The 11,612-nt window shown below is 67.5% G+C and carries 11 protein-coding genes and 1 other RNA gene; 1 reads left to right on the top strand and 11 read right to left on the bottom strand.

The annotated features are described in order from the left end of the window. The 5 genes from ACLFRM_RS00255 to rnpB form a co-directional block, all read right to left on the bottom strand. The gene (locus ACLFRM_RS00255; protein WP_410753557.1) at nucleotides 1–1,770 is read right to left on the bottom strand and encodes a peptidoglycan D,D-transpeptidase FtsI family protein; all 1,770 of its coding nucleotides are present in this window, start codon (nucleotides 1,768–1,770) and stop codon (nucleotides 1–3) included. After that, nucleotides 1,767–2,027, bottom strand: coding sequence for a cell division protein FtsL (ftsL, locus tag ACLFRM_RS00250; protein WP_410753555.1), 261 nt, complete (start codon nucleotides 2,025–2,027; stop codon nucleotides 1,767–1,769). Before ftsL ends, ACLFRM_RS00255 begins: the two co-directional genes overlap by 4 nt. Then, nucleotides 2,024–2,947: a 16S rRNA (cytosine(1402)-N(4))-methyltransferase RsmH gene (gene rsmH, locus ACLFRM_RS00245; RefSeq protein ID WP_410753553.1), complete on the bottom strand. Its 924-nt coding sequence runs from the start codon at nucleotides 2,945–2,947 to the stop codon at nucleotides 2,024–2,026. The genes ftsL and rsmH overlap by 4 nt, the downstream gene beginning before the upstream one ends. After that, complete coding sequence (mraZ, locus tag ACLFRM_RS00240; RefSeq protein ID WP_410753551.1) at nucleotides 2,944–3,396, bottom strand: division/cell wall cluster transcriptional repressor MraZ; 453 nt, start codon at nucleotides 3,394–3,396, stop codon at nucleotides 2,944–2,946. The genes rsmH and mraZ overlap by 4 nt, the downstream gene beginning before the upstream one ends. Before the next feature lie 332 nt (nucleotides 3,397–3,728). Continuing rightward, nucleotides 3,729–4,085, bottom strand: an RNA gene (gene rnpB, locus ACLFRM_RS00235) — RNase P RNA component class A. A gap of 131 nt (nucleotides 4,086–4,216) precedes the next feature. Here rnpB and ACLFRM_RS00230 point away from each other — a divergent pair. Then, nucleotides 4,217–5,389 carry a hypothetical protein gene (locus tag ACLFRM_RS00230; RefSeq protein WP_410753549.1) on the top strand — a complete coding sequence of 391 codons (1,173 nt, stop codon included), beginning with the start codon at nucleotides 4,217–4,219 and terminating at the stop codon, nucleotides 5,387–5,389. Between the two features lie 96 nt (nucleotides 5,390–5,485). Here ACLFRM_RS00230 and ACLFRM_RS00225 read toward each other — a convergent pair whose 3' ends face one another. The 6 genes from ACLFRM_RS00225 to fliG all read right to left on the bottom strand — a co-directional run bounded on the left by ACLFRM_RS00225 (nucleotide 5,486) and on the right by fliG (nucleotide 11,607). After that, complete coding sequence (locus ACLFRM_RS00225; RefSeq protein ID WP_410753548.1) at nucleotides 5,486–5,809, bottom strand: H-NS family nucleoid-associated regulatory protein; 324 nt, start codon at nucleotides 5,807–5,809, stop codon at nucleotides 5,486–5,488. Nucleotides 5,810–6,171: 362 nt separating this feature from the next. Continuing rightward, nucleotides 6,172–7,890: a flagellar hook-length control protein FliK gene (locus ACLFRM_RS00220; RefSeq protein ID WP_410753546.1), complete on the bottom strand. Its 1,719-nt coding sequence runs from the start codon at nucleotides 7,888–7,890 to the stop codon at nucleotides 6,172–6,174. Then, a complete protein-coding gene (fliJ, locus tag ACLFRM_RS00215) occupies nucleotides 7,887–8,354 on the bottom strand; it encodes a flagellar export protein FliJ (protein WP_410753544.1) in 468 nt (155 codons plus the stop codon). Before fliJ ends, ACLFRM_RS00220 begins: the two co-directional genes overlap by 4 nt. A gap of 14 nt (nucleotides 8,355–8,368) precedes the next feature. After that, nucleotides 8,369–9,733, bottom strand: coding sequence for a flagellar protein export ATPase FliI (fliI, locus tag ACLFRM_RS00210; protein WP_410753542.1), 1,365 nt, complete (start codon nucleotides 9,731–9,733; stop codon nucleotides 8,369–8,371). Continuing rightward, entirely contained in the window at nucleotides 9,726–10,580 is an 855-nt protein-coding gene (locus ACLFRM_RS00205) for a FliH/SctL family protein (protein WP_410753540.1), read from the bottom strand. Before ACLFRM_RS00205 ends, fliI begins: the two co-directional genes overlap by 8 nt. Next, nucleotides 10,567–11,607, bottom strand: a complete 1,041-nt coding sequence (gene fliG, locus ACLFRM_RS00200; RefSeq protein ID WP_410753539.1) for a flagellar motor switch protein FliG — start codon at nucleotides 11,605–11,607, stop codon at nucleotides 10,567–10,569. Before fliG ends, ACLFRM_RS00205 begins: the two co-directional genes overlap by 14 nt. Between the last annotated feature and the right edge of the window lie 5 nt (nucleotides 11,608–11,612).

The following is an 11,612-nucleotide window of genomic DNA, read 5'->3' as shown; positions in this document are numbered from 1 at the left end:
TCAGCCGGCCTCCCGAGTGCGGGTGGAGTTGGCCACGGTGGACGGCAGCTCGCCGGCGATCTGCCCGGCGGGCAGTTCGGGCAGGTTGTCCGGGCGGATGTTGAGCATGCGCAAGGCGCCGCTCATCACGCGCTGGAACACGGGCGCGGCGACGTCGCCGGCGTAGACCTTCCCGGCGTTGGGCCGATGCAGGACCACCACCAGGGCCAGCCGCGGATCGCTCGCCGGGGCCAGCCCGGCAAAGACCGTGTTGTAGTCGGTGCGGGAATAGCCGCCCTTGCCGAGCTGCCGCACGGTGCCGGTCTTGCCGGCGACCTGGAAGCCGGTCACGGCGGCCTCGGGCGCAGTGCCGGTCGGCGAGACCACCGAACGCAACATGCCGACCACGCGGTCGGCCACCTCGGGATCGAACACCGGCCGGGTCTCGGGCGGCTCGTCTTGCCGCAGCAGGCTGGGGGCGACGTACTGCCCGCCGTTGGCCAGCGCGACATAGGCACTCGTCAACTGCAGTGGCGTCACCGCAAGACCGTATCCGTAGCTGTGCGCGGCCGTGTCGGCTACCCGCCAGTCGCGCCACAGGCTGAGCGACCCGCCGGCCTCGCCGGGGAACCCAACCCCCGTGATCTGGCCGAAACCCAACCCCCGGTAGGTGTTCCAGAGGGTCTGGGCGCCGAGGTCCTCGGCCAGCATGCTGGCCCCCACGTTGCTGGATTTCTCCAGCAGGCCGGTCATGTCCAGCGTGCCGTAGTTGCGGTGGTCGTGGATGGTGAAACCGCCCACGCGGCGGTAGCCCGGCGCGGTATCGAGCGTGTCCGAGGGCTGCCAGCGACCGCTGGACAGGGCGGCGGCCACGGTGAAGGGCTTGACCGCCGATCCCGGCTCGAACTGGTCGACCACCGCGTGGTTGCGGGTGACGCTCGGATCGATGGCGGCACGATTGTTGGGATTGAACGAGGGCGCGCTAGCCATGGCCAGCACCTCGCCGGTGGCGACGTTCATCAATGTCGCCGACCCGGCCAGCGCGTCGTGCTCTTCGAGCGCACGCGACAACTCGCGGTAGGCGAGGTACTGCAGACGACGATCGATGGACAACGCCAGGTCCTGACCCGGGCGCGCGGCCTGAATGACGCCAAGATCGACGATCTCGCGACCATCGCCATCCTTGAGGATGCGTCGCTTGCCCGGGGTGCCGGCGAGCAGCTGATCGAAACTCAGCTCGATACCGGCAAGCCCCTCGTCGTCGATGTTGGAAAACCCCAGCAGCGGGGCGGTGACGTCGGCGGTCGGATAGAAGCGCTTGTACTCGCGCTTGAGGCCCACGCCCGGCAGCTTGGCCTGGCGGACCGCCTGGGCCAGGCTCGGGCGCACCTGGCGGGCGACGTACAGGAAACGACGCGAACCGTACTCGCGCACCCGACGCTGCAACTCGGCGGCCGGCTGCCCGAGGATCCGGGCCAGCCGATCGATCGCCTCGGGATGGGCGGCAATCATCTTCGGGTCGATCCAGACCGCGTGCATGGCCACGCTGATCGCCAGCGGTTCGCCGTGACGGTCGGTGATCATGCCGCGATGGGCGGCGATCGTCTGGACGCGCTCGTGGCGATCACCGCCCTGCTCGGCGTAGAAATCTCGCTCGGTAACCTGCAACTGCACCGCACGGCCCAGCAGGACCACGGCGGCAAGAGCGAACACCATCAACACGACGCCGGCGCGCCAACGCACACCGAGCCAGGCGGCCCACCGGGTGATGACTGCCCAGGCCGCCTTCATCGGAACACCACCGTGATCTGGTCTTCATTCGGCGGGAGCATGCCGAGCTCCTCGGTGGCGATGCGCTCGATCCGACCCTGGGCGGTCAGGGTGCCCTCCTCGAGCTGCAACTCCGCGTAGGTGCCTTCAAGGCGTTCGACACCGTCGCGAGCCACCGCGAGCTGCTGGGTCAGGCGCCGATCCTCGGCCACCAGGACGACCACCGCCAGCGCGCTGGCCACCGCGAATGCCGACAGGAAGACGTTGAGCGCCCTCATGCCGCCCGCTCCGCGACTCGCATGATCGCGCTGCGCGCCCGCGGGTTCCTGGCGGTTTCCTCACGATTGGCCCGGATGGCCTTGCCGACCTTCTTCAGCGCCACCTTGCCGACCGGGTTGCCGAAGAAATCCTTGCCGGCGGTGCTGTGATCACGGATGAACCGCTTGACGATGCGATCCTCGAGAGAATGGAAACTGATCACCACCAGCCGGCCGCCAGGCGCGAGATACGCAAGGGCCTGCTCGAGCGCCTGGGTGATCTCGTCGAGCTCCTTGTTGATGTACAGGCGGATGGCCTGGAAGGTGCGCGTGGCCGGGTGCTTGTTGGGATCGCGCTTCGGGATGGCGGCGACCACGCAGTCGACCAGCTCGCTCGTGCGCGTCAGGGGGGCCTGCTCGCGGCGGGCGACGATACCGGCGGCAATCCGGCGGGCGAAGCGCTCCTCGCCCAGGCGGAACAGCACGTCACGGATTTCCTCTTCCTCGGCAACCGCCAGCCAGTCGGCCGCCGATGGCCCCTGGCTCTGATCCATCCGCATGTCCAGCGGACCGTCGAATCGGAAGGAAAAGCCGCGCTCGGCCTGGTCGAGCTGCGGCGAGGACACGCCCAGATCGAACATCACGCCATTGACCGGCTGGTCGACGCCGTGCGCGGCCAGGGCCTCGCCCCAGCCGGAGAATGCCGACTTGATAAAGGAGAAGCGCGGGTCCTCGGCGGCCAGCCGGGCGGCGTACTCGGCCGCCTCGGCATCACGATCGAAACTCACCAGGCGCCCCTGGGGCGACAGTCTGGCGAGAATCGCACGACTGTGGCCACCTCGGCCGAAGGTGCCATCGACGTAGGTGCCGGCCGGGTCGATGACCAGGCAGTCGACCGCCTCGTCGCGCAATACCGTGTCATGGGCGGCATCGACCGTCATAAGGACAGGGTCTCCAGGGCACTGGGCAACTGGTCGTCCTCGTCCGACTGGTCGAGGAATTCCTCGGTCATCTGGTTCCACAGCGGCTGCGACCAGAGCTCGAGCTTCTTGCCCTGCCCGACCAGCACGGCCGGCTTCTCCAGCTTCGCGTGGGCGCGCAGTGCGGGGGGAATGACGATGCGTCCGGCGGAATCGAATTCCACCTGAGTGGCGTGACCGATCAGCATCCGCTTGATGCGGTTGGCGGTCTTGTTGAACGACGGCAGGGCATCGATCTGCTTCTCGATCTCGAGCCAGGTCGCCAGCGGGTAGATAAGGAGGCAGTGCTCCTGGGTATCGATGGTGAGGATCAGCTGGTTGTCATCCTGGGCAAACGCCTCCCGGTGACGCGTGGGCATGGCCAGGCGTCCTTTGGCGTCGAGATTCAGGTTGGTGATGCCCCGGAACACTTTTTCCCACTTTTTCCCACTTTTCTACACCTGCGCGCACTATAGCCCCACCCATCTGGGCGATCAAGAAATAGCCGGGATTTTTCTTTTGACCACAAGGAGTTAGCCAACAAACAATGGGAAAGTGTGGATGTGTTTTCAGATAAAAACAGAGGGTTACCGCGCATAGATAACAAAGCGCACGAGGATACGCGGGGCCGCATCCCGGCCGCACTCGAGTGCCGGTGGGGGAAAGTGGGGGAAAATACGGGTGCGCGCGGAAGGATCGAGCATTACCGCCGTGCCGACGGGTCCCAGGGAAACGGGAGCCGTTCCGTCGGCAACAGGAAATGGGGTGGAGTCAGCCGGTAAGCCGGGTTCTGTCGTGGATTGCCATTCATCTGGGCGCGACGTCACCGTCGCGCTCGAGCAGCCTACCCGGGAACAGCGCGGGCCACGCCATCGTTCCCCTATTTGGCCTTGCTCCCGGTGGGGTTTACCGTGCCACGACGTGTTGCCACGCGTGCGGTGCGCTCTTACCGCACCCTTTCACCCTTACCTGTGCCACCTCGCGGTGGCCATCGGCGGTCTACTCTCTGCTGCACTTTCCGTCGGCTCGCGCCGCCCAGGCGTTACCTGGCACCGTGCCCTGTGGAGCCCGGACTTTCCTCGACGTTCACGAGGAACGCCGCGACAATCTGGCCAACTCCGGCGGCGGAGTATAAAGAAACGAGAGGCCGTGTCGAGACGAGCGTGATTCGCACCCCGTCATTGGACGGGGAGTCGGGTAGACTTCGACCGTCACAACCGTTCCGATCACACTCCCGTCTCGAGCCCAACCATGCCCGAATCGCTCCCCTCGTCCCTCGACACCCTGCACGCCCAGATGGCCGAACCGGCCGCCAGCGCCGTCGACTGCGACCGGGCGCGCGCCGTGATCGACTGGTACTACCGGAATGCCTGGCAAACCGACACGCTCGACCGCGAGGAACTGCCCTGGCTGCTCGACTGGATGCGCCACTGCCACGATCCGCGCCGCTTCGAGATCGGCGACGCCCTCGCGGTGAGCCTGATCGGGGAGGGCCGGCTCGAGGAGGCAACTGCGCTGGCCGAGGCACTGCTGGCCGAATCCCGGGACCCGGGGCTCACTCACACCCTGGCCCTCGCTCTGGCCGCCCGCGGCCAGAGCGGCGAGGCAATCGGGCGCCTTCGCGAGCTCGTCGACCACCCGGAGTTCTCGATGCTTCCGGCCGAGATCGCCGTCCAGGCGCAACTGGATCTGGCCACCCTGCTACGCCAGCAGGGCAGCCTGTTCAAGGCGATCCGGCCGCTCACCGAGGCGGTGGAGACCGCGGCGCGCTGCGACGATCCGGTCTGGCTGGAACAGGCGGCCGACATGCTGATCGAGCAACTGGTGGAACAAGGGGGAGCCGAGGAGGCACTCGAGATCCTCTCGCCCCACCTGGACACCGGCGGCGAGCCACGCCTCGGGCTATGGCGACGGGTACTCGACGGCCTGGGCGACCACCTGAGGCCCGAGATGCGTGAACGCGGCATGGCCCTGATGATCGAGGCCGGCGACTATCGCACCGTACTCAACCGTCTGGTCGACGAGGCCGGCCACGATCCGGACCGGTTGCTGCTGGCCTTCACGGCGGCCCTCGCCCTGCGGGCCCCGGCCGAGGTGACCTGCCCGCTGGCCGCCCGTTTGCTGGCTAGCGAGGAGACGCGCCGGGCGGAAGGGGCGCCGCTGATCGCCGCCGCCTCGGTGGCCGTGGCCGAGAGCCAGGAGGAGAAGAGCGCCTCCCAGGCCAAGTGGCATCGGGACGGTGTGGTCCAGCTGATCAGCGTCGCCAAGCACCACGGCATTCCGGAGGGAGATGTCCGCGACTGGGCGGAGAAGGAAGGGCTTTATCACGAACACGGCGTAATCGATCGGGCCGCCCGATACTGTCTGGGAAAAATCGCCCAGCCCCCCGAATGGCTGATCCGTCGACTGCAACCGTCGACCTGATATCACGCAAAACAAAAAGGCCTTGCCACGCGACAAGGCCTTTTGGATACATCCGACAGTGCCGTTCGTGAACCGAACGGCAATCCGAGGTTACCGTCAGATACGGAAGTCCTCGAGCTTCTTGCCCTTATTGAGCTCGTCGACCAGCCAATTGGGGCGCTTGCCTCGGCCCGACCAGGTCTGAGACGGGTTGGCCGGATTCATGTACTTGGCCGGCAGTTTCTTGCCCGCCTGCTTGCTGCCCTTTTCCACGCCGAAGATATCGGCCACGGTGGTGTTGAGCTCGCTCGCCAACGCCTCGGCTTCGCGGCGCAGCTCCATCACGCGTTGCTTGCTCCGCTCACGCAGGGCCTGCTCGGCGTCATTGACCAGTTTCTTCAGTTCCTCGGCGGAAAGGTTCTTTACGTCGAATTGGCTCATCTGGATAACTACCCCTTTAATCAGGAATGGGCGAAATGGAAATCACTAGAATCGGCATACTTTGCCATGAAAGCCGCGCTTTCCCTGGCCCGGACCAATGCCCAGAAAATCTAGCCCATTAACACAGGCCGGTCAATACCGACGACATAATCACCGGCGTCCCAAAACCAATCCGGCTGAGTTCCTTCCGGTCTCCCCTAGCGAAATCGAGAAAACCGACAAAAAACGAGAACCCGAGTCACTCGTTTGCCGGAATGCGGGAATGTATTGGCGGATTCGCCACGAATCACGCGACCGGAGAACGCGAAAAGGGGCCGCCCGGGCGGCCCCTTTGAAAAACGCAGGCAGGCGCTGAAATGCGGTCAGGCAAACAGGTCGAGGACCAGGCGGCCTTCCTCCGTGGTGTCCCCACCATCGCTCCCGTCGGCAGCCAGGGCGATCTGCTCACCCCCACTGGAGTCGGCGCCACCACCGGCGCCGCCGGCACTGCCCTGGCCGCCCTCGTCGGCATCGGCCAGCTGCTGACCGAAATCGCTCTCCTGGCCGAGGCCGACCTCGACCTCGCTATCGGCAAGCCCGGCTTCCTGCAACCATTCCTTCAGGCGGGGCAACTGCTGCTCGAGCAGCCCCTGCGCGGTGGCATTGGTCGCCGTCAGCGCGATACGCGTCTCGTCGCCCTGGGTCTCGATCGCGATCTTCAGCGGTCCCAGATCGGCTGGCCGCAACTCGATGTTCGCTCGGGAAACCCCCTTGCCCACCATCCACTGGATCTGCTGACCCAGCTGCGCGGGCATCTGCGGATTGGGCGCGCCCGTCGCTGGCTGACCTGTGAAGATCCCGGTTGACGGGCTGCTGCCGGAGAGCGGTGCTGACGGGCTGCCACCGACCCCGGTCGCGGCAGCCGACCCGCCCGCCGGGAGCGAATCCGGCTCGCCTCGCCCGACCGCCTGGCCCTCCAGGCCGTTGAGCACCGACCAGCGCGTCAGCGAAGCGCGCTCGAGCGCGGGCGACTCCCGGCCAGTCAGCCCCAGCGCAGCACTGACCGGCCCACCGGACCAGTCGGCATCGCGACCGGCATCGGCGGCCGCCACACCACCCAGGCGCGCCGACTCGGCATTCCCTCCCGAACGTCGCCCCGTCTCGGCAAAGCGCCAGTTGCCGTCCCGGACCGACTCCTCGCCACGTGCACCCGCGCCCCGGGCTGCCTGCGCGGTCTGGGCAAGCTGGGCCTCGCCACCCGCGGCCGACTGGGCCCGCTGCAGGGCCTGCTCCAGTGCCTGCAGTTGCCCCGGCAGTCCGGCTGGCATCGCCGAACGCCCCGCTCCGCCTTCACGACGGGCCTCGAGCACGCTCTCACGCAGGCTCGACAGGCGCTCGGTCAACTCGGTGAGCGACAAGGCCACTTGCGGTTGCCCTGACTCGACCGATTGCTCCAGACCGGAAAGGGCCTCGGTCAGGGCCTCGACCTCGTCACGCAAGGCCGTGATCGTCTCGGCGAGTTCGCCGTTCGACGACTCGCTGACATCGCCCCATGCAGACGACTCCAGACCCGGCCAGTCGTCAACGGCAGCGCGATCCGTCTTCCCCTGAACCGGCCCCCGGCCCATTTCATCACCCGCATCCCAGTCCCCGGCCTTGCCGGCCATCTCCTCGAGGCGGACGAGGCGACCTTCGATGTCGTCGGAAAGATCGTCCAGTGCCGAACGCAGGGCATCCATCCCCTCCAACTCGGCCTCCCCGAGCAACGATTCGCCGGCCGCCCCACCGTCACCGGACTTGCCACCGAGGGCCTCGCGCAACTGGGCCAGTTGCTCGGCCAACCCCGCCAGCGCCTCGGCAAGCTCCTCGCCCCCCTGATCAAGCTGGCCAAGCTGACCGGCTATCGACGACCGGGACACGGGCATCTCGCCGGCCTTGCCGTCAGTGGGAAAGCGGCCCTGAGCCGAGGCCATCAGTCGGGCGAATTCCTCACGCGCTCCACCGCCAAGGCCGGCGGGCAGTCGCCCCGCCTTGCCCTCGCCTGCGCCCAGCAGGCGACCGAGGCCCTCGATCGCCGCCTTGCCTTCACCGATCTGACTCATCGCACACCCCCTGTTCCGCCCCCGTGCGCGGCCTTGGCCGCGCCATGCTGATCCATCACCTGCTGCTCGGCCCGATCGGCCCGCCGCCGGATCGAGTCGCGGTAACGCTGACTCAGACGGTCGACCGATTCGTTGCGCGCATGCGCCTCGCGGGCGTCGTTCGCCCGTTTGTTCAGCCGCTCTTCGAGATCGTGGACCACCTTGCGCTGATGCTCGATGGTCTCCTCGATCCGAGCCATGAACTGGCGGTAGTTCTGCAACGCGAAGGCGCGATTACGTCCCTCGGCGGCGAAGCCCAGGTTATTGGTGTATTCGGTGAAGTAGCCTTCCAGGTCCGCCAGGCGCTGGCGCTGGGCGTCGAGCTCGCGCTGCGCCTCGCGACGACGACGGCTGGCGAGATCCGCCTGATGGCCCATCACCCGCCCGGCGTTGCCCAGGGATTTCAATCGCTGCGTGTCACTCATGCCCGTTTACCCCGTCAATCCGAATGCAGCAGGTCGACCAGCGCGTCGATGCTCGAGGCCATGTCGGCCGGTTCGTCCATCGGTTGCGACAGGAACGCCTCGAGATCGGGCTGGATGTCGATCACCCGGTCGAGACGCGCGTCCTGACCACGGCGGTAGGCGCCGACCGCGATCAGGTCGCGGTTCTCGCGGTAGGTGGACGCCAACTCCTTGAATCGTCTCATCAAGGATAGATGATCCGGGTCGACCAGCTTTGGCATCAGCCGGGAAATCGACGCCTCGACGTCGATCGCGGGGAAGCGGCCCCGCTCGGCGATCTCGCGCGAGAGCACGATGTGCCCGTCGAGGATCGCGCGGGCGGCGTCGGCCACCGGGTCGTTCAGGTCGTCGCCCTCGACCAGCACCGTGTAGAACGCGGTCAGACTTCCCTGGCGGTTCTCGCTGTTGCCGGCCCGCTCCACCAGCTTGGGCAGGTGGGCGAACACAGACGGGGGGTAACCCTTGGTCGCCGGCGGCTCGCCGATCGCCAGCCCGATCTCGCGCTGGGCCTGGGCGTAGCGGGTCAGCGAATCCATCAGGAGCAGCACGTCGAAGCCCTGGTCGCGGAAATGCTCGGCGATCGAGCTGGCGAGGTTCGCCCCGTGCAGGCGCATCAGCGCGGAACTGTCGGCCGGTGCGGCCACCACGACCGCCCGCTGGCGGGCCTCGTCATCCAGGATCTCGCTGACGAACTCGGCCACCTCGCGGCCCCGCTCGCCGACCAGCCCCACCACGATGATCTGGGCCCGCGTGTAGCGGGTCATCATGCCGAGCAGCACACTCTTGCCCACGCCCGAGCCGGCAAAGATGCCCATGCGCTGCCCACGGCCGACCGTCATCAGCGCGTTGATCGCCCGCACGCCCACGTCGAGCGGCTCGGTGATCTCGCGTCGCTTCAAGGGGTTTATCGGTCGCCCCTGCAGGTTGACCGAGGCATCGCCGGTAAGGCGATCGCCATCGTCGATCGGCCGGCCGCGGGCATCGAGGACCCGGCCGAGCAGTTGTTCGCCCATCGGCACACGGCTGGCCGCACCCAGATTCTTCACCCGGCAGCCCGGACCGACCCCCTGCGTGGTCTCCAGCGGCATCAGGTAGGTCGCCTCCTCGGCGAACCCGACCACCTCGGCCTCGAAGCGCCGCCCCTGCGGGTCGGTTACCTCGCACTGGTCCCCGATGAGCGCCGAGAGTCCACGCGCCTCCAGCGCCAGGCCCACGACCCGGACGATCCGGCCCTCGGAGGCCGCCGCCGGGGCGTCGACGCGCGCGGTCGTGCCCATCAGGCGTCGCGCCCAGTTCAGGGACACATCCATGGTGGGATCGCGCAAGCCGGGATCAGTCATCGCCGCGCTCCTCGGCCGGGGGTTCATCGCGTTCCGGGGTCGAGCTGGCCGCTGGCGCCGACTCGCCCCTGGGGCTCGCCGGCTGGTCGGATGGAGCAGCCTCGTCGGGCCGGTCGCCCTGCGCCGTCGCCCGGGCCGCCCGGGCCGTGTCGCTCGCGGGGACCGGCTGCTCCGGTCCCGGATAGACCCGACCGATCAGGTGATCCAGGGTCGCCGCCCAGCGGTTGGCCAGGCTGGCATCCACGCGCGCATCGCCCGATTCGACCACCACGCCACCGGCACTGACCGTTGCATCGGCACGCAGGTCGATCGACTCGAAACGCGGGTCGTCCAGGATCTCGTGCAGGGCCGACTCATCGGCCGGGGCACACCGCAGGGTCACCGAGCGCACCGACACCGGCAGGGCCGACAGGGCCTCGCGGGCGATCGCCGGCAGCCCGCTGTTGTCCACCTGCACCTCGCGGGCCACCATCACCCGGGCGATCTGGGTAGCCAGCGCCGTGAGCTGCTCGGTGACCTCGTCGTCGAGCAGCGCCAATGGCCGCTCCAGGTGCGAAAGCCAGCCGCGCAGCCGGTTCTCGATCGCCTCGATCTCTTCCCGGGCGGCGGCCATGCCCTCCCGGTAGCCCGCGTCGCGTCCCTTCTGCAGTCCCGCCTCGTAACCGCGCGTCTCGGCCTCGGCACGGGCCTTGGCGAGCTCCTCGGCGGTGGCCGGGTCGAGCTCGTCGGCCGACTCCTCGGCCGGCTCGACACTGAAATCCGGCAGTTCCCAGGCGTCCACCAGTTCCTGCCAGTCGTTGGCCTCGAGCGGACGGGTGAGCGTCGGGGCGTCGTCAGATGAACTCATCGCCACCTCCGCCACCCAGGGCAATCTTGCCTTCGTCGGCCAGCGCACGGGCCACCTGCAGGATCTCCTTCTGCGCAGCCTCCACATCGGCCAGACGTGTCGGGCCGAGGGTCTCGAGATCGTCGCGCATCATCTCGGCGGCACGCCGGGACATGTTGCCGAAGATCTTTTCCTTGAGCTCCGAATCGGCGCCCTTCATCGCCAGCAGCAACTTGTCGGCCGGCACCTCGCGCAGCAGGATCTGCAGGCTGCGGTCCTCGACGTCAACCAGGTTGGCGAAGACGAACATCAGGTCCTCGATCTGGGTGCCCAGCTCCTCGTCGGTCTCCTTGACGCGTCCCATCAGCTCCTCTTCGACGTTGGACTCGAGGAAGTTCATGATGCCGGCCGCGATCTTGACGCCACCGACCTTGGAGGACTTGCCGCCCTGGGTGCCGGAAGCCTGGCGCTCCATGATGTCGTCGAGCTCCTCGAGGGCCTGCGGCGAGACCCCCTCGAGATGCGCGATGCGCAGCACGATGTCGGTGCGGGTGTTCTCGGGCAGCATCTGCAGGATCTCGGCGGCCTGGTCGCTTTCCAGGTGCGAGAGCACGATGGCGATGATCTGCGGGTGTTCGTAACGGATGATCTCGGCGATCGAACGCGCATCCATCCACTTGAGGAACTCGAGGTTGCGCCGATTGCCCTGCGACGAGATCCGCTCGAGTAGGCCGGCGGCCTTGTCCTCGCCCAACGCGCGAGTCAGCACGTTGCGGATGTAGTCGTTCGAGCCCAGTGCCAGACCGGTCTGGTTCTCCAGGTCGTCGGAAAACTCGTCCAGCGCGGCTTGGATCTGCGGGCGGGTGACGGTTTTCAGCACGGCCATCGCCTGGCCGATCTTCTGCACCTCGCGTGGGTCGAGGTGAGCGAAGATATGCGCCGCGGACTCCTCGCCCAGCGCCATCATCAGGATGGCGGCCTTTTCCGGTCCCTTCAGGCCGGCCAGCGGGCTTTCCTGCGGGAGATTGGTATCGAGTGCCTGGGCCATGGGAA

Source organism: Guyparkeria sp. (assembly GCF_046540515.1).
Taxonomy (GTDB): Bacteria; Pseudomonadota; Gammaproteobacteria; order Halothiobacillales; family Halothiobacillaceae; genus Guyparkeria.
This window is presented reverse-complemented; position numbering and strand designations above follow the sequence as displayed.